The organism is Algoriphagus sp. (assembly GCF_030694375.1).
GTDB lineage: Bacteria > Bacteroidota > Bacteroidia > Cytophagales > Cyclobacteriaceae > Algoriphagus.
The window spans coordinates 86269-104790 of sequence record NZ_JAUXYL010000022.1 but is presented as its reverse complement, the minus strand read 5'-3'; the positions used below and the strand labels follow the sequence as shown (position 1 = coordinate 104790).

Below are 18522 nucleotides of genomic sequence, written 5' to 3'. Positions count from 1 at the left end.
AAACTTTCCTTCCTACTTCCAATTAAAATGTCAGAAATAGCGCTACCTCTTGCCAAAAACATCTTTGAAGCTTACCTCAGTTACATCCGAAGGTTTAATGACTTCACTCGCTTGGCCCCTCTTTATTTTTCGCAACGAAACTGGCAAGCCACGCAACAAAATCATAGACAACGGCTTAGATTATACAAGGACACCTTGCTGCCACTGGCAAAAGACTTACAGGAAAAATTAGGGACTGACACAACAAACCGAACAGTTTGGTCTTTGATCCGAAATAAATATCAAGAAATGATCTCCTCCCGCCCGGACGCTGAGTTGGCTCAAACTTTTTTCAATTCAATATTTAGAAAAACCTTTCTGAATAATCCGCTAGACGAAGAATTGATGTATGTCCGAGGTGATTCCAACCCTCAACATTTACAGGAAAAATCAGATTTGTTAAATTCTTATCCCGCCTCTCTCGGTTTGGATCAAATCATCCGGCAAATTTTACAAGACTATGATTTTGGGGGGGAGTTCATGGACAAAGAAAAAGACGTGGCTTTTTTAGTGGAAGGAGTGAAAAAAGTAATTCTTTCCAGATATCAAGTAGAAGTGGGCACAAAAACACAGCTTTTGAAGCCTGTTTTTTACCGAAATAAAGCGGCCTACCTCATCGGAAGAACTTATGTTGGCAATAAATGGATGCCGTTTATCATTCCTTTCCTCCATGGGCCAAAGGGGATATTTGTAGACACACTGATTTTTGACCCCAATCTGATGAGTCATCTATTTAGTTTCACCCGGTCATATTTTATGGTGGAGGCAGCCATACCTTCACAAATCATCGAATTTTTGAGTTCAGTCATCCCACACAAAAAAATACACGAGCTCTACAATGCTATTGGATTCAACAAGCATGGCAAAACACTTTTTTATCGTGATTTCCTTGAGCATTTAGAAAAGAGCACTGATGAATTTGTTGTAGCGCCAGGCATCAAAGGCATGGTGATGACAGTTTTCACTTTACCTTCATTGAATATCGTATTCAAACTGATCAAAGACCATTTCGAGCCGCCTAAAAATATGACCCGTCAGGAAGTTCGGGAAAAATATAAACTGGTTTCACTTCACGATCGAGTCGGAAGAATGGCAGACACCCATGAATTTGAATGTTTTAAAATACCCATATCCCGCGTTAGCCATGAACTTATGAAAGAGCTTCGGAACACTACAAATTCTCTTCTTATAGTGACTGAGGATAGCCTGATAATCAAACATCTATATACCGAAAGAAAAATGGTTCCATTAAATCTATTCCTAGAATCCTGCACTGAAGAAGAAGGAAAACGAGCTGTCGAAGATTATGGTCGGGCAATACTTCAATTGGCCCAAGCCAACATTTTTCCTGGTGACATGATGACCAAAAACTTCGGATTAACGCGACAAAGACGTGTTATTTTCTACGATTACGATGAAATCGAATTTTTGGAGGATATGAATTTCAGAGCAAAACCAAAACCTGAAAACTTCGAACAAATTTACGCTTCTGAACCTTGGTATGAGATCAAAAAAAACGATGTGTTCCCGGAAGATTTTCGACGATGGATGATCGGAAGGGCTGACCTCAAGCCACATTTTTTAGATTATCACAGCGCATTATTTGACCCGGAATATTGGAACTCTTTACAACAAAGAATCCGAAAAGGGGAATTAATCCATGCTTTTCCCTATCCAGAGGAAATAAGATTTCGGCCTGATGAAGCCGTATAGGAAAAACAATGTTTCATTCTTACCCATACAAAACTTATTTTTGAAAAATCGGGTTAGCCATTCTCTTACCCTCAACCCATGATTTCAGAAGTATCAAGTCCTATAGATATTCCTATCCGGATCAAAAAAATTGTCCTTCAAACACCTGAAGACGACGACAGGCCCGTATATATTTCCGGGAATTTCAACGATTGGGTGACGCAGGATTTTCATTACAAAATGAAAAAAATTGATGCCGGTAAATATGAATTCAATTTCCCTGAAAGACCCGAATTTGATGGGGAGTTAATTTATAAATTTACCAAAGGCGACTGGTCAGAGGTAGAGATTGACCGCTACGGCAATCGCACGCCTAATCGGCATTGGAATGATAGTAAGCCTATCAAATATGAAAAAGTAGCCAAATGGCGTAAAAATTGGCTTCCCTATCGTCCTTCCCAACTTCCCCAGATCCATTTGATTTCGGAAGAGTTTGAAATTCCACAACTCAACAAAACACGCAAAATCTGGGCCCTCCTACCCCACGATTACAACACCAGCACCGAACACTATCCTGTACTTTATTTGCATGATGCGCAGAATTTATTCAACGAAAACGCAGCCTTTGGCAATTGGCAGATTGATAAAAAACTTGCCGTCATGTCTGATTATGGTATCGGTAAAATCATCGTCATCGCTGTGGAGCATGGCGAAAAAGAACGTCTTCAGGAATACAATGTCGGTAAAACCCTTTTGGGCCAAGGAAACGGTAAACAATACATTAGATTCATTACCGACACCCTGAAACCATTTGTAGATAAAACCTTTCGAACCAAAACCGAGCGGGACTTTACCGGAATTGGCGGGAGCTCAATGGGTGGATTGGTCAGCATATTTTCAGGTCTGATTTACCCGGAAGTATTTGGAAAATTGATGGTTTTCTCGCCTTCGCTTTGGGTAATCCCAAAAATAAAGCTGGGCTTTCTTGACTTCTTTGAGCCCCAGGAAACCCGGATCTACCTCTATGCAGGTGGAGATGAAAGCGAAACCATGGTCGACCACGTGACCAAACTTCGAAAGCGTCTGCTCAAACGCGAAAGCTTGGAAGGAAAAATGAAGGTGAAGCTCTCAATCAACGAGCTGGGCAAACACAATGAATCGTACTGGAGCGACGAGTTTCCCAAAGCCATAGAATGGCTGTTTTTCAATAACAAACCGGATTAAAATCCACAATTATCTTTTATGCAATTCAAAACAAATCCAAAAAACACCTCAACATCAGCTTTGAGGATCATACCCGTTTTCGAAGAAAATTCAGAAGAAACCCTCCGGGAAAAGTTGGGGTTCCAAGGTTTAAGCTCCGTGCTTTTTTCAGGCAAAAAAGACTCTTCCTATTCCCTAGCCTTTGAAAATAGGCTCATATTATTAATCGGCCTCGGGAAAAACCCCGAGTATAAGGCCATTGAAAATTCCTTCAGGAGAATCCTATCCAAAAATCCGGAGTTGGTTGAAAAAGAGGTGTTGATCGATTTTTCCGATTCTTTTTCAGGCGAGCAGGTTGAAGCTGCCCTTGTTGGCTTTCAGCTGGGCTCCTATTCAATAGGTTTTTACAAAAAAGAAAAAGCCAAGGAGTACTCCAAACTAAAAGTGGAAGTTATTACTACGCTTGACAAGGCCAAATCATTGGCTGAACGTGCCGGGAAAATTGCTGCCGCAAAGATGGAAGCGCTAAAACTGGTAGACCTTCCACCAAATAAAATCACTCCAGAATACCTTGGCGACTGGGCTAAAAGTCTAGGAAAAAAAGCAAAGCTGGACGTAAAGGTTTTTGACTCTAAAAAGGCAAAATCAGAAGGATTGGATGCCTTTTTAGCCGTGGGAAGAGGTTCGGCAAAAGATCCAAAATTCATAATTCTGGAATATCGACATCCAAAAGCAAAGTTTCATCTGGGTTTGGTGGGAAAAGGTGTCACTTTCGATACCGGCGGACTGAATGTAAAAACGCAGGGGATGCACCACATGAAATCTGATATGGGAGGCGCTGCTGCTGTTTTGGCAACTACTCAACTTGTCGCTGAAATGGAACTCCCCATCAATCTTACCGCTATAGTTCCAGCGGTCGAAAATGCAATTGACAAGGAAGCGTATCTTCCTTCGGAAGTAATTGGGAGTCATGCCGGCTTGTCCATCGAAGTAATCGATACCGATGCGGAAGGCCGTTTGATTTTGGCTGATGGACTTTCTTATTTGGTCAAAAACTACAAAACAGATCAAATCATTGACTTGGCGACCTTAACTGGGAGTTCTATCGGGACTTTTGGGTTTGAATGTGCTGCACTTTTCAGCAATGATGGAAATCTTTCACACGGTTTGCAGCAGGCAGGCGAGGAAGTCGGTGAAAAGTCATGGCCGCTTCCACTTTGGGATAATTACGGGAGGGAAATGGATTCTGAAATCGCAGACATCAAAAACTACCATGGAAAACCCTTCGCAGGAGCGATCACAGCAGCCAAATTTCTACAGGCTTTTACTCATGAACATCCGGCTTGGGCGCATTTGGATATTGCCGGAGTGGCTTTTGGAGACGGTGAATTTTCCAAAACCAAAACAGGCACGGCTTATGGTGTTAGCCTTTTGTTGAGGTATATTGAGAATCAACTTTAAAAATTTATCCGGCAAGTCTTCCGATTTGTCGGATTTTTTTTCACTTTTTGTGAATAAAATTATTCATTCATGACCACTCCCAAAACTTTTCTCTGCATCTCAAATTATTTTAAAGGAAATGCATTCTTGATCGCCCTCAAAAAACAGGGGAACCGGGTTTTTCTGGTGACTACAGCGCAGCTCCGCGATAAGCCTTGGGCATTTGAATACATCGATGAGGTTTTTTACATGCCCGGTCAGGATTTAGATTGGGATATGGATTTGCTTTTGAAGGGTGTAGGTGGCCTGATGAAAGATCATAAAATCGAAGCCATTATCGCATTGGATGATTACGACGTAGAAAAAGCCGCTTTTCTGCGCGAAAATCTCCGAATTCCGGGAATGGGACAAACCACCGGGAGATATTTCCGTGACAAACTTGCCATGCGAATGCGTGCAAAAGATGCCGGAATCAGAGTCCCTCCCTTTTCTCCCCTTTTCAATAATGAGGAAATCAATCAATTTGCCGATACGGTAGACGCGCCTTGGGTTTTAAAACCAAGATCAGAGGCTTCTGCACATGGCATTATCAAAGTCCACAACAAGGAGGACCTCTGGAAACACATCAATGAATTGGGTGAAAACAGGGTTTATTACCTCGTGGAGCAATTCAAACCCGGTGATGTTTACCATGCAGATGGACTTCAGTTGGATGGTAAAACTTTGTTTTTGACGGTATCTCGCTATTTGGCTACTCCGATGGAAATCTCGCAGGGAGGAGGAATCTTCCGATCTGCCAACATTAAATACGGCTCTGAGGACGATAAAGCGATCAAAAAGGTAAACGAGGAAATCATGAAAGCCTTTGGATTAAAAAACGGAACTTCCCATACCGAATTCATCAAAAGCAGGGAAGATGGACAAATTTACTTTTTGGAAACTGCCTCACGCGTGGGTGGAGCACATCTAGCCGAAATGGTCGAAGCGGCCACAGAAGTTAACCTATGGGAAGAATGGGCAAAAATAGAGGATGCGGTAGTTAAACACGAAAAGTACAAACTTCCTAAAGTGACCAAAAATTACGCAGGTATCGTGTTGACCCTTTCTAAATATGAACATCCTGATCTGAGTGGCTTTGACGATCCTGAAGTTTGTTTCCGGGTACCCTTAGACTATCACGCAGGACTGATCGTGAAATCTCCGAAGCAAGAACGTGTGATGCAATTGCTGGATAATTATGCGGAGCGATTTGCTACAGACTTGTCCACAAGTGCTGATGCACCGGAGGTGAAGAAGTTTCATTAAAAGTTGATAGTCCATAGCTAATAGTCCATGGCATTCTTCACATTGAAAATTAGTCTGTTCTTTTTAATATAAATTTCGTTCCTATTGCCTCATTCTTTCCGAATGCAATATCTGCCATAGTCTATGGACTATAATCCATAAGCTTCCTAAAACTTCTCTTCTATCCCCAATCCAAAGAGTGCAAAGTCATATTTGACCGGATCCAGCGGATCAAACTCCCGGAGCTTTTGAGTCAACTCCAATGCTGTCAACCAGTCAGTTTGTTTTCTGGTAATGAGCCCAAGCTTTCTCCCTACTCGATCCACATGCAGATCACAGGGGCAAATCAACTGAGCGGGAGCAATGTTTTTCCAAAGACCGAAGTCCACACCCTTGTCATCCGACCGCACCATCCAGCGCAGGAACATCGAAATCCGCTTGCAGGCGGCTTTGCGTGCCGGTGTTGCGATGTGCTTTTTGGTTCGAGTTGGAGCATCCTCTAAGCTGAAGAAGAAAATATGAAATTGACTTAGTATCGATTCCATCGAATCCAGATGACCGGTTTGACCTTTTAAAAAAGCCTCTTCCAAACTTTCATGATTTTTATAAAACCATGTCAAAAAGTGAATGAAATAAAGGGTATCAATATCATTGAAAGTTCGATGCTTGAAACTCAAAAAAGGTCTGAGATCGATCTCTCGATGATTCAGAAGGAAATCATGCGGCGCATTGTCCATTCGCTGAAAAAGCTCCAGGCATTTATTAATGATTGTTTTTCGCTGCCCCCAAGCCAGTATAGCCGCAAAGAAACCTGAAATCTCAATGTCCTGCTTTTTTGAAAACCGATGAGGAATCGAAATAGGATCATTGGCAATGAATCCGGGCTGATTGTACTGCTCGACTTTTTGGTCTAAAAAATCCTTCAAATGCTGCATCAGAGCTGAACTTTCACCTCTCCACCTTGTGTCCCATCAAACCATTTGAAGGAAAGTTCATTGTCCAATTTCTCGGAAACATGCCAATCAAAGCTTTTGATTGTAGTAAGTGACCTCAAAGAATCCCGGTCGGGATCATAAAGACAAATATCGAAATCAGGCATTTCTTTTGGTTCCATGGTATTCCATTTTTCCAAAATAAATCCCTCTTCCAACACTCTCACCTTATTCCCAAAAACATAATCCTGCAATACTGAAGGCACGCCATCCTTCCTTCTCAACTTAAATCCAGATGGTCCAAACATTATTTGCATACAAACTTTAGCCTCAAGCAGGTCATTGGAATAATCCATTGTTTTCCAATCAGATTCCTTCAGAACAATAGTTTTGCTATCAGGCCTCAATCGGGTCAATAGAAAAGAAAGCTTGGAAAAAAGGAAGGTAAATCCGATAAAAAGCAAACCAAAACTAGCCAAAATAGGATAGGAAATAATAAAAATAGCATTCCATATAAATCGGAATGCATGATGAAAGAAAAGTTGGACTTTGTTCATTGTGGGGTGCTATCGTCACAAAGGTAAGCTTGGAAGACTACAATGACAAAGAATCCATTGCAACGAACCACATGAAAAAAGCCGACTTTCGCCGGCTTTTAAGGTGATGAGTTGCTGAATTTTTAATATAATACTTCCACTGGGAAGCGCTGATTGACCGCTTTGAGTTGGTCAAATGCTGCTTGGGAGAGTTTAATAACTAATTTGGAATTATCGCCGGTTTCAGGAAGCTTGCCCACTACTCTGGCAAAAATCGTGATGTCGTTTTCTTCATTTTTGACGCGCATGATACTTCCTACAGGCGCTTCACGATGCAATACGAGGTACTTTTTGTGCCCGCCGGTACCTTCTATTAATTCTGCTTGGCCGGTTTCTTTGACATTCTTGAATCCTCCGGATGTGTTTTCCACTGTTGGTTCTACAGTCATCCCTGCTGTGCTGGCTGCAACTCTTGGAGTTCCGATCACAGGGACTGTCGAAGGTCCATCAGCCGCTCTTCCAACTTTGATCACCTGGCCTGAGCGTAGATTATTGGAAGTAAGGCCATTCCACTTTATCAAATCTTCTACACTGGAATCATATTGATTGGAGAGCGAAAACAATGTTTCACCTGACTTCACTGTGTGTGAAATCCATTCTCCTGGCACGATCGGGGTAGCACTTACATTTGAGCTTGGAGTGGATTTTGGAGCATTAAGAGTCTCTGTCTGTGCTCGTTTGGTCTCCACAGGTTCCGGTTTCTTCTCGATAGGCTTAGGTTCTGATTTGGGTTGATTTACAACTTTCTCAGGTTTTGTGGCGGTTGCTACTGTTGAAGTGGAAGCGATTACTTGGGAAGGAGCAGTTACGGCTGGCTGCAAAGCTATTTCTTTAACAACTAAGGCTTGACCCACACTCAGGTCGTTCCCGAGAAGCTTATTCCACTGCTTCAGCGAATCTACTGTAATCCCGTATTTTTTCGATATAGAGAAGAGTGTTTCGCCCGGAGCAACTTTGTGAAGTGTAGAACCAGCATCCAAGGCCATTTTCTCAGCATAAGGAATACGGATTGTTTGACCGATTTTTAAGCCTTGCTTAAGTACCTCATTTGAATTTTGGATCTCCCCAACAGGGACTTGATACTTTCTTGAAATCGCAAAAAGAGTTTCCTGAGGGCTTACCTTATGCAAGATGAAAGTTTTGTCTCCTACTCTTTCAACACCAACTGAATCTCCTAAATTTAGGTCTGAAGCTTTTGAATACGAATAGGTTAAAAACAAAACCAGAATAAGGGAGCTTATAAGTTTGGGTTTGGAAGTCATGTTAATCAAAGGTTTCAAATGAAATGAATCAAAAATCCAACATACAATTCGCAAGAATTATGCTAGAATTACCGATTAATGGCTTTTGGAAGCCTTATTTCTTTTCTAACACAAATAGTACAAAGCCCAATGGGAATCTTGCTGTAAAAAATTATCGTAATGATCAGGTGATCCTTATCTTTTGTAACTAATATTTAGCTAAAAATGCGACTTCATTTCCTCTTCGTTTTTATTTTCGTTTTAACCTGCTTTTCTCTGAATGCGCAGGATAAGGCTAATAAAGTATACACATTCAAAATCGATTCGAATATCGATCCTGCAATGAACCGGCGTGTGAAGCTAGCCTTAGAAGAAGCCAAAAAATCCGAAGCCACACTCATTCTAATCGAGATGGATACCTATGGAGGAGCGGTAAATGATGCCGATGAAATTCGAACAATGATTCTTGAGTCCGAAATTCCGGTTTATGTTTTCATCAATAAGGACGCGGCCTCGGCAGGAGCTTTGATCTCCATTGCATGTGATAGTATCTACATGGCACCGGGCGGAAGTATTGGCGCTGCCACTGTAGTAAGTGGTGCAGATGGCGCTGCTGCTCCTGACAAATACCAGTCCTACATGAGATCAATGATGCGAAGTACAGCTGAAGCTAAGGGCCGGGATCCCAGAATCGCAGAAGGCATGGTGGATGAAAAAATCGAAATTGAGGGTATTTCCGAAGCAGGTACAGTAATCACTTTTTCTGTTTCAGAAGCAATCAAACATGGTTTTTGTGAAGGAGAGTATAAATCTATTGATGAAATTTTGAAAGCTCAAAATCTCGATACTGCTGAAATTATCGCTTATGAGGAGGATTTTATCGACAAAATCATCTCCTTTTTTCTTAATCCCGCCATAAGTGGTGTTCTGATCTTGATCATCATCGGAGGTATTTATTTTGAGCTTCAAACCCCGGGAGTTGGATTTCCGATCTTGGCAGCCGTCGTAGCGACTTTACTTTATTTCATCCCTTTCTATCTCAATGGCCTGGCGGAGAATTGGGAGATTTTAGTCTTTATTACCGGAATTATTCTGTTAGCCGTGGAGCTGTTTGTAATTCCCGGTTTTGGAATTTTTGGAGTCTTGGGCATTGTGTTCATTTTGGGGGGATTAGTACTTGGAATGCTTCCCAATCAGGATTTCAACTTCGATTTTGTGCCTGCCTCTCAACTTTTCGGAGCATTGTTAACAGTAATTCTGGCCGCACTTGCATCAGTCGGATTAGTCTTTTGGTTGACTCCCAAAATTAATCAATGGGGTGCATTCAGCACCATCACCTTATCCAGCATTCAGGAACGCAGTGAAGGTTATACTTCAAGCATCTATGCAGCATCGCTTTTGGGAAAAGAAGGAATTGTTCACTCACGATTGAGACCCAGCGGAAGGGTCGAAATAGATGGGGAGATCTATGATGCAAGCTCCAGGGGAGATTTCATTGATCAAGGTGAAAAAATCATTGTCGTTTCCACTGAAGGCACCTCTCTCAAGGTGAAAAAACTCGAATCCTGATCGAAGAATATTTCGCTAAGTTTGCGGCATGAATTCATTTCAATCCATTTATGAATTGATCGGCGAAGACCAAATCCGTCAGCTGACGCGACATTTTTACCGGGAAGTGGCACAAAACCAAGCCTTGCGAAAACTCTATCCAGAAGATCTCGAGCCTGCAGAAAGAAGACTTTTTCTTTTTTTACTGCAAGTCTTTGGAGGTCCTCAAACTTATTTGGAAGAACGGGGACATCCGAGGCTGAGAATGCGACATCTGGATTGGAAAATCGATCCCGGTATGCGCGATCATTGGCTGAATGCTATGCTCACTGCCTTGGACAAACTAAAGCCGGAACAGCATGCAAAGGAGCTTATGATGGGGTATTTTATCAAAGTCGCCAACCACATGATTAACCATGAGTAGGGTTTTGGCACGCATTTACTCGATATACGTAGCGGTAGCGTTTCTGCTCACATTTCTGGTGATTTTTCCACTTTTCCTAATCTGCATTTGGGTGCCGGGATGGAAAAAATATGGACGAAAAATCAATCAATATTGGGCTAAAATCTACTTTTCATTGATTTTCCTTCCTGTGAAAATAGAGATTCAAGGGAAAATAGAAAAAGGGAAATCCTACATCTTTATGGCCAATCACTTCAGTTACCTTGATGTGGCTATGATGGGATTCATTCCCGGTGATGTGCTATTTATTGGAAAAGCCTCCATCCGAAAAGCACCGCTTTTCGGATATTACTTCAAAAACCTCCATATCGCTGTGGATCGAGATCGACTTAAAAGTCGGGCTGAAACAATGCGGAGAGCTAGCGAGGCCTTAGATCAGGGAAGTGGAATTGTGCTATTTCCCGAAGGGGGCATTTATACCAAGCATCCTCCAAAGATGGTTGCTTTCAAAAATGGGGCTTTTCGACTTTCCATGGAGAAACAAATCCCTGTCATCCCTGTCACTTTATCTTATAATCATCTAATTTTGCCCGAGGACGGAAAGTTTCTTCTTCGTCGAATACCTGCCAAAATGGTTTTGCACCATGCTTTATATCCTAAAGATTTTGAGACTGATGAGAAGTTAAAGGAGGCTTGTTTTAGGACTATTCAAAATCAACTCGATCAAGACAACCCCGTAAATAAAGCTTAGAACAACCCGCAAAATGAAAATAGATAAAGACTCCATAAAAAAAATAGCCCACTTGGCGAGATTGGAATTTGACGAAAATTCTGCTGAAAAAATGTCCAAAGACATGTCTCAGATTCTGGACTGGGTCGAGCAATTGAATGAATTGGATACCAGCTCGATCGAGCCGCTAACTACCATGTCCTCAGAAGTCAATATCATGCGGGAAGACAAAGCAGGTCCTCACCTAGATCATGAAGCTGGCTTGAAAAATGCTCCAAAAAGAGACGCTGACTATTTCCGTGTACCAAAGGTTCTGGAATAATAATGTTGAATAAAACTTCCTTGCCTAGCTCCTTTGCAAAAATCTCAGCCCTCCTGCTCCTAGTGACGGGAGGGTTTTTTGCGGTATATTCCTTCATTTTTGGTTCAGCTTATTATCCAAATATTGTCCCCGCTGCTTTTCTGGATGCTGTGGCAATCCCATTGGATTGGGTAAATCTCGGAACGCTTTCGTTTCCGATTCAGGTTGATAATTTTCTGGTTTTTCAGGAATTCCACTCCTTACCTCCGGGGTTTACTTTGGCTGAGAGCTACTTGTTTGGAGGGATTATATTCCTGATCTCCGTTTCAGTTTTAGCACTTTTCAGTACTTTCAAAAAAGTCCCCTTTCTCCTAGCAGGAGCTGCTTGGATTATTTTATTGACACTGGCCAATTCCAACGGGCTGAATATAGGTTCTCCAAGTTCCAATACTCCTCTTATCGTGTTGATTTCAGGTACTATTTTGCCTGTTATTTATTTCCACGTCTGGAGAACAAACACTGCGTTTGGCCTAAGATGGGTAATAGTATTTCTAAGTTCGGGAGCAACTATTTTTGCATTGATTAGGCTCAGTCCGATTGCAAACCCAGCCCTATATCTTTCAGAGCAAAGCTTAGTGATTGGCCTTGGAATGGCAATCGCATGGATTTTTTGGCAAGGGCACGGAGTTGTTTCCGGCATTTATCTTCTGCTCGCCAGAGCGAATCGGAATGTAAGCATGAAAATCTCCATTCAATTTCTGGGGATATCAGGGCTTTATCTTTTGACTTTGGTTTTTCTTTTATTGGACTTAAAAGGAGATGCGAATCTCCCTTTCCCGACATTCTCTCCAATTTATCTGATCTTTCCTATAGGCATACTTGGCTGGATATCAACAACTGCAAAAATCGATCAAGTCCCCGAGATTGCAGCATTTCCGGCATTTCTAAAAACCCTCTTTATTTTGGGTTTTGGAGTTACATTTTGGGTCATCTGGAAGCTCGAAATTTCAGGAAATCAAGCTGCTGAAGAGTTTTTGAAGCATCTGATCGTTTATTCCCAGTTTGGGTTTTCGCTGTTTTTCATGGTCTATATTCTGAGCAATTTTCTTTCAGTCATGGACTCCGGAAAATCTGTGGATAAAATTCTTTTCAAGCCTTATTCGCTTCCTTACTATCACCTTCGGATAGGGGGATTGATATCGATTTTGGTAGTTACGATCTATATGGATGCAGTCCTAGCACCGCAAGTCAACTCCATGACCACTTCTATTCTTGGTGATTACTACTACCAAACCGGTCAAAAGCTGGAAGCGAGTATATTGTATGAAAATTCTTGGGCCGCTTTTCGGAAGAACCAAAAGGCGAAAAATGCTACTGCGCAGCTTCTTTTTGATCTCAACCAGCCCACACTTGCCAAACAGCATTTGGATCAAAGTTTTTCAGAAGCCCCACAAATCGACAATATAATTTTGCAGAGTTCAAGGATGATTCGGGAAAATAAACCTTTTGAGGCGGTCTATTACCTCGAAAATGGTCTCCGGAGATTTCCCGAAAATCCATTTCTTATCAATAATCTGGCGCTACTTTATGTCAAGATTCAAAAGCCAGAAGAAGCACTTAAGCTGTTGTCTTCCCATGGATCGGATAATCCGATACTTTCCTCCAATCTGATTGCCTTGCAAAGTAAGCTTCAAAAAGATGGACAGGATACTCAGCTTGGAAATGAATTGATCTTTAAAATCAATAGAACGGCCAGTAATAATCTACAGGGGATTGTTAATCCAACGAGTGAGCTGAAGCGCCTTCGTGAACAGTTGGAAAAAGAAACATCATCGATGCTTTTGAACGCAGGTCTTCGAAATCTCTTTTCTTTAAAAAATTTCTCATCTACCGCAGAAGAGTTGGTTTGGCTAGATTCTGTCAGCAGACAGGAGAATATGCTGGAATACCTGATGCAGGTACAGGAAACGGCCTCCATCCGAAGTTTGGCTGCCGGAAGAGTCAACGAATCAGTGAAAAATCTAAACGGTCTGGCATTCAGAAATCCCGGTGACGCAGGTTACTATCTAAATCTCACTGCAGGGATTTTGGCTCAAAATCTTGATTTTGAAAAGGCTTCCAAAGATCTGATTGTAGCAGAAGAAAAAGGCTTCAAGGCTTTCAGACCGCATCATTTAATCATCCTTCAACTGGGAGGATTTGACGCAAAAGCAGCAGAATTCAAAGAGAAATTTCAAATTCCAGGTCAAAGTACTACTGATGAATTTCTGATTATTCTTTCCAAATTCAACCAAAACATTCCTGATAAGCTGTTTGATCAGTGGAAGGTAATCTCTTCTCCAGAGTGGAAAGGAACCTTCGCTTTTCTACTCTTGGAAAGAAAAGCCCACGGCTTGACTAAGTTTCAATTGAATGAATTAGGAAATTTTCTAAAAGGAAAAGTTGAAAACGAAGAAAAGCTGGCTGCTTTTCTCCAAAATCCTGATTGGTCAAATCAAGCTTCACTGCTTTCATTCACGGAATTTCTTCAAGTAGGTGAGGAGCTGAATTCCAACCCCTATAAAACTCCGTTGATTCTATGCGCTGCAGATCGACTAAAAGATCCACTGGATCAATATGAATTACTTAACTCTGCCACCGAATTCAACAAAGACCCAATGCTTTGGATCCGAAAAGTTCAGGCCGCCAAGCGGATTGGTTTGGATAATTACGCTACCTCAGCCCTTCAGGAGATGAGTTCATGGCTCACTTGGGATGAAATAGAATTGCTGCAAGGGACCAACTATTAAGGTTTTTTCACGTATTTTGACGCATTGATCTTTCAAATATTAAGAACTAAACCACTACCTTAATCGAAATTTTATATCATGAGCAGAGTCATTGAAACCCACGAAATCAACAAAACCTACAAAATGGGCTCCGAAATTATTCAAGCCCTTAAATCGGTCAGCATCACTGTGGACAAAGGAGAATACGTAGCCTTCATGGGGCCCTCCGGTTCTGGTAAGTCTACATTGATGAATATCATTGGGTGTCTTGATTCCCCTACTTCAGGAACCTACATTTTGGCAGGTCGGGACGTTAGCGACATGAGTGAAAATGAACTAGCCGAAATCAGAAATAAGGAAATCGGATTCGTATTCCAGACTTTTAACCTACTTCCGAGAGCCAGTTGCCTGGATAATGTGGCTTTACCTTTAGTATATGCGGGTTACAGCAGATCTGAACGAGAAGAATTGGCATTCAAAGCACTTGATAATGTAGGCTTGGGAGACCGAACCAAACACCGTCCCAACGAGCTCTCTGGTGGTCAGCGCCAACGTGTCGCCATTGCCAGAGCGCTGGTAAATAATCCAAGCATCATCTTGGCCGATGAGCCCACCGGTAACTTGGATTCCAAAACTTCCCATGGAATCATGGAGCTTTTTCATGAATTACATGCCAGCGGAAATACCATAATCATGGTTACCCACGAGGATGATATTGCTCACTACGCCCATCGGGTGATCAGACTTCGGGATGGATTGGTAGAAACTGACAAAATCAATCCCAATCCTACAAGAGGTGTCCCAATGACTGTTTGATTTTAGCCCAGTTAATTCGAATAGATTCTTAATTTTGCCTCCGAACGAAACGAGGGAGAATGAAAATCTATACAAAAACAGGAGACAAAGGAATCACATCATTATTGGGAGGCGTAAGAGTTCCTAAATCTGACTTGAGAATTGACGCTTACGGGACGATTGATGAACTCAATTCCTACCTGGGCTTACTCAGAGACCAGAAAGTAAATGAGAAGCGGTCGGAGTTTTTAAAAGAAATCCAAGACAGATTGTTCACTATCGGTGCTGATCTTGCCACTGTACCCGGAAAAGACAAAGTAAAAAAACCAGATCTTCATGTAGAGGATGTAGAATCTCTGGAAAAAGAAATGGACCTGATGGATACGCAACTCCCGATGTTGACAGCTTTTATTTTGCCTGGCGGACACCAATCAGTTTCTTTTTGCCATTTGGCGAGAACTGTTTGCCGACGAAGCGAACGTATCGTTGTCGAACTCGCATCATTTGAGCCTGTCTCAGATTTAGTGATTCAGTACCTAAACAGGCTATCTGATTACCTTTTTGTATTGGGGAGAAAGATGGCAATGGAACTTGAAATTGAAGAAGTAACTTGGAGACCAAGATTATAAAAAGCACAGTCTTTTTTGGTAATTTAGCCTCCTATGTTAACCCTTTAGCCTTTTAGGCTTAGTATTCACCCAGCAAAAAATCCTATTTTGCACCAACCACAATGAGCATGAAGACCTCACTAGCAATCCCGGTTCAAAAAACTAAAAAGTCAAAACTCCCAGACACTGACCTTTCAAACTTGGTATTTGGAAGAACAATCTCTGATCACATGTTTGTGGCGGACTTTATCAACGGAGAGTGGACGGATTTGAGGATCGAACCTTATGGAAGTTTGGATCTTCATCCAGCCAACGCCGCTCTCCACTACGGTCAATCCATATTTGAAGGCATGAAAGCCTACAAAAATGAAAAAGGTGAAATATTAATCTTCAGAGGTGATGCCAACGCCAGACGAATGAATGAATCCGCTGTTAGAATGTGTATGCCGGAGATCCCTGAAGAAATTTTCATGGAAGGATTACTTCAGCTTCTAGATTTAGACCGGGATTGGGTTCCTTCAGGTAAAGGTGCCAGTTTGTACATCCGTCCATACATGTTTGCGATGGACAACTACATCGGAGTGAAACCATCCGACACCTACAAATTCATCATATTCACCTGCCCTGTTGGAGCTTATTACAGCAAGCCTGTGAGTGTGAAAGTTGAAACCGAATTCACCAGAGCAACTGAAGGAGGAACCGGAGCAGCAAAAACTGCAGGAAACTATGCCGCATCACTTTTCCCGGCACTTCAGGCTCAGCGGGCTGGTTATGATCAGCTTCTTTGGACCGATGGGAAATCCCACAGTAAAATCGAAGAAAGTGGCACCATGAATGTGATGTTTGACATTAATGGAACTTTGATTACCGCACCCACTAATACTGGTACAATACTGAAAGGGATAACAAGAGACTCTGTCATCAAACTTGCAAAAGATTGGAACAAGCCACTGGAAGAAAGATTCCTGACTGTTTCAGAGCTGGAAGAAGCTTTGAAAAATGGGAGTTTGAAAGAGGCTTTTGGTACAGGAACAGCAGCAACTATTGCGCACATCTCCAAAATCAATGTGAACGGTCAAGACTACCTTTTGCCTGAAAAAGGACCGGATGCCTTTTCAAATAAAGTTTTGAATGAATTGGACGGAATTAAGTACGGAGAAATTCCCGACACAAGAAATTGGATCGTAAAAATCTAAATATGGAGGGGAAGGCAACTTCCCTTTTTTTGTTATTTTTCACTTATGAAGTTAAGCTTATTCATTGCGTTTTTCTTTTTCATTCAAATAGGAGCTCATGCCCAAGGCAAAGATTTCCTGCTCCTGAAAAGAGGCAAAAATCAAAAATCCCAATTGAGGTATTATCCGGGGGAATCCATCACTTACAAAAGTAAAAAGCTGGGATATTTTATCACTGACCAGATTGTCAGTTTGGATACGGATTACATTTATCTCAAGGAGAATATTCTTAGTCCTTCCGATATTTTGGAAGTAGGAATCCGAGATAAAGATCCAAGAAACAGTACGCTCAGAAATCTGACAGCCCTATTTCTCGGGGCAGGTGGAATTTTAATGACCGTAGAGGCAGTAAACAGTATTTATCAACAAAGTCAACTTCAAATCGATCAGGGAGTGGCAATCACTTCCGGGATTTTGATTGGTACGGGACTGGCGCTGTTGCCATTGCGTTATAAAACCTTCAAAAACACGACCGGATACGGCATTCAAATCATCCTGATGAGGATGGAATAGTTAAAGTTTGCTGGCAAAAGCGGATATTTTTTTAGACTTTTGCACTTTAAATTTAACCTAGACAGATGACTTCAGAACAACTGAAAGACTTGAAAGCCCGCACATCGGCTTTGAGGAGGTATCTTTGACTACGATCGTAAGAAAGCAGAAATAGAAGACTTCGAGGCCGTATCGGCCCAGGCAGACTTCTGGAATAACCCAGAAGAAGCCGAAAAAACAATGAAACTAATCCAAGTCCGTAAAGGCTGGACCAATTCTTTTGAAAGTTTGGATCAAAAAATCCAAGACTTGGATGTGCTGTATGAATTCTACAGCGCAGGTGAGGTACCAGAGGAGGAACTGAAGGCTGAGTTTTTGGCTGCAAAAGATGCTGTGGAAGAGTTGGAGCTCAAAAAAATGCTCTCCAATGAGGAAGACCAGCTCAATGCCGTACTTGAAATCAACCCGGGCGCCGGCGGAACTGAAAGCAACGATTGGGCTTCCATCCTGATGCGTATGTACATCATGTGGGGTGAAAAAAACGGGTATAAAGTCCGGGAAGTGGATGTCCAAGAAGGAGAAGTAGCGGGAATCAAATCAGCGACTTTAGAATTCGAAGGACCACTTGCTTACGGTTTCCTGAAATCCGAAACCGGAGTTCACCGCTTGGTACGAATCTCCCCATTTGACTCAGGAGGAAGGCGTCACACCTCTTTTGCATCCGTTTATGCCTATCCGGAAGTGGATGACACGATTGAGATAGACATCAATCCCGCAGACGTAGAATTGCATACTTCCCGTTCAGGTGGTGCCGGTGGTCAGAATGTGAACAAGGTGGAAACCAAAGTTCAGCTGACGCACAAGCCTACGGGGATAGTAGTAGTCTGCCAAATCGAGCGATCTCAACTTGCCAACCGCGAGAAAGCGATGCAAATGTTGAAGTCCCGACTTTATCAGATGGAACTGGAGAAGCGAAATGCAGAGATCGCGCGAATTGAATCCTCAAAACTTCGAGTAGACTTTGGATCACAAATCCGAAACTATGTCCTTCACCCATATAAACTGGTGAAAGACAATCGAACCGGCCACGAAACTTCTGATGCGCAGAACGTATTGGACGGCGGGCTGAATGAATTCATGAAAGCATTCCTACTCGCACAGAGTGAAGAAGAAGCAAAAAAAGATTAATTAAAAAGGCCGGAATTGTTTTCGGCC

17 protein-coding genes are annotated in these 18522 nt (G+C 42.1%); 14 read left to right on the top strand and 3 right to left on the bottom strand.

The genetic code is table 11. From position 1 onward, the window contains the following. Nucleotides 1-27 precede the first annotated feature (27 nt). From aceK to Q8M62_RS07495, 4 genes are all read left to right on the top strand, one after another. On the top strand, nucleotides 28-1752 hold the full coding sequence (aceK, locus tag Q8M62_RS07510; RefSeq protein ID WP_304901003.1) for a bifunctional isocitrate dehydrogenase kinase/phosphatase: 1725 nt from the start codon (nucleotides 28-30) through the stop codon (nucleotides 1750-1752). Nucleotides 1753-1830: 78 nt separating this feature from the next. Further along, nucleotides 1831-2955 (top strand): alpha/beta hydrolase, encoded by a 1125-nt coding sequence (locus tag Q8M62_RS07505; protein ID WP_304901004.1) that lies wholly within the window; start codon nucleotides 1831-1833, stop codon nucleotides 2953-2955. An 18-nt stretch (nucleotides 2956-2973) separates the two neighbouring features. Continuing rightward, on the top strand, nucleotides 2974-4395 hold the full coding sequence (locus Q8M62_RS07500) for a M17 family metallopeptidase (protein WP_304901005.1): 1422 nt from the start codon (nucleotides 2974-2976) through the stop codon (nucleotides 4393-4395). A gap of 69 nt (nucleotides 4396-4464) precedes the next feature. Further along, nucleotides 4465-5679: an acetyl-CoA carboxylase biotin carboxylase subunit family protein gene (locus Q8M62_RS07495; RefSeq protein ID WP_304901006.1), complete on the top strand. Its 1215-nt coding sequence runs from the start codon at nucleotides 4465-4467 to the stop codon at nucleotides 5677-5679. 146 nt (nucleotides 5680-5825) lie between these two features. On the opposite strand, the gene Q8M62_RS07490 is transcribed toward Q8M62_RS07495, so the two are convergent. From Q8M62_RS07490 to Q8M62_RS07480, 3 genes are all read right to left on the bottom strand, one after another. Then, nucleotides 5826-6593, bottom strand: a complete 768-nt coding sequence (locus tag Q8M62_RS07490; protein WP_304901007.1) for a TIGR02757 family protein — start codon at nucleotides 6591-6593, stop codon at nucleotides 5826-5828. Next, on the bottom strand, nucleotides 6593-7147 hold the full coding sequence (locus tag Q8M62_RS07485; protein ID WP_304901008.1) for a hypothetical protein: 555 nt from the start codon (nucleotides 7145-7147) through the stop codon (nucleotides 6593-6595). The genes Q8M62_RS07490 and Q8M62_RS07485 overlap by 1 nt, the downstream gene beginning before the upstream one ends. Before the next feature lie 122 nt (nucleotides 7148-7269). After that, a complete protein-coding gene (locus Q8M62_RS07480; protein WP_304901009.1) occupies nucleotides 7270-8448 on the bottom strand; it encodes a LysM peptidoglycan-binding domain-containing protein in 1179 nt (392 codons plus the stop codon). Between the two features lie 204 nt (nucleotides 8449-8652). Between Q8M62_RS07480 and Q8M62_RS07475 the strand changes: the two genes are divergently transcribed. From Q8M62_RS07475 to prfB, 10 genes are all read left to right on the top strand, one after another. Further along, nucleotides 8653-9996 carry a nodulation protein NfeD gene (locus tag Q8M62_RS07475; RefSeq protein ID WP_304901010.1) on the top strand — a complete coding sequence of 448 codons (1344 nt, stop codon included), beginning with the start codon at nucleotides 8653-8655 and terminating at the stop codon, nucleotides 9994-9996. A gap of 28 nt (nucleotides 9997-10024) precedes the next feature. Continuing rightward, nucleotides 10025-10399, top strand: a complete 375-nt coding sequence (locus Q8M62_RS07470; RefSeq protein ID WP_304901011.1) for a cyanoglobin — start codon at nucleotides 10025-10027, stop codon at nucleotides 10397-10399. After that, nucleotides 10392-11129 (top strand): 1-acyl-sn-glycerol-3-phosphate acyltransferase, encoded by a 738-nt coding sequence (locus tag Q8M62_RS07465; RefSeq protein WP_304901012.1) that lies wholly within the window; start codon nucleotides 10392-10394, stop codon nucleotides 11127-11129. The genes Q8M62_RS07470 and Q8M62_RS07465 overlap by 8 nt, the downstream gene beginning before the upstream one ends. Before the next feature lie 13 nt (nucleotides 11130-11142). Beyond that, entirely contained in the window at nucleotides 11143-11430 is a 288-nt protein-coding gene (gatC, locus tag Q8M62_RS07460; RefSeq protein WP_092729487.1) for an Asp-tRNA(Asn)/Glu-tRNA(Gln) amidotransferase subunit GatC, read from the top strand. Between the two features lie 20 nt (nucleotides 11431-11450). After that, the gene (locus Q8M62_RS07455) at nucleotides 11451-14198 is read left to right on the top strand and encodes a M48 family metallopeptidase (protein WP_304901013.1); all 2748 of its coding nucleotides are present in this window, start codon (nucleotides 11451-11453) and stop codon (nucleotides 14196-14198) included. Between the two features lie 78 nt (nucleotides 14199-14276). Next, nucleotides 14277-14993: an ABC transporter ATP-binding protein gene (locus tag Q8M62_RS07450; RefSeq protein WP_304901014.1), complete on the top strand. Its 717-nt coding sequence runs from the start codon at nucleotides 14277-14279 to the stop codon at nucleotides 14991-14993. 59 nt (nucleotides 14994-15052) lie between these two features. Beyond that, nucleotides 15053-15601, top strand: coding sequence for a cob(I)yrinic acid a,c-diamide adenosyltransferase (locus Q8M62_RS07445; RefSeq protein ID WP_304901015.1), 549 nt, complete (start codon nucleotides 15053-15055; stop codon nucleotides 15599-15601). A gap of 107 nt (nucleotides 15602-15708) precedes the next feature. Further along, the gene (locus tag Q8M62_RS07440) at nucleotides 15709-16776 is read left to right on the top strand and encodes a branched-chain amino acid aminotransferase (protein ID WP_304901016.1); all 1068 of its coding nucleotides are present in this window, start codon (nucleotides 15709-15711) and stop codon (nucleotides 16774-16776) included. Between the two features lie 45 nt (nucleotides 16777-16821). Then, a complete protein-coding gene (locus Q8M62_RS07435; protein ID WP_304901017.1) occupies nucleotides 16822-17328 on the top strand; it encodes a hypothetical protein in 507 nt (168 codons plus the stop codon). Between the two features lie 65 nt (nucleotides 17329-17393). Next, nucleotides 17394-18495, top strand: a protein-coding gene (prfB, locus tag Q8M62_RS07430) for a peptide chain release factor 2 (RefSeq protein WP_304901018.1) whose coding sequence is annotated in 2 segments (ribosomal slippage) — nucleotides 17394-17453 and nucleotides 17455-18495 — 1101 coding nt in all. Because the reading frame shifts where the segments join, the coding sequence is not laid out codon by codon here. The last annotated feature ends 27 nt before the right edge of the window (nucleotides 18496-18522 follow it).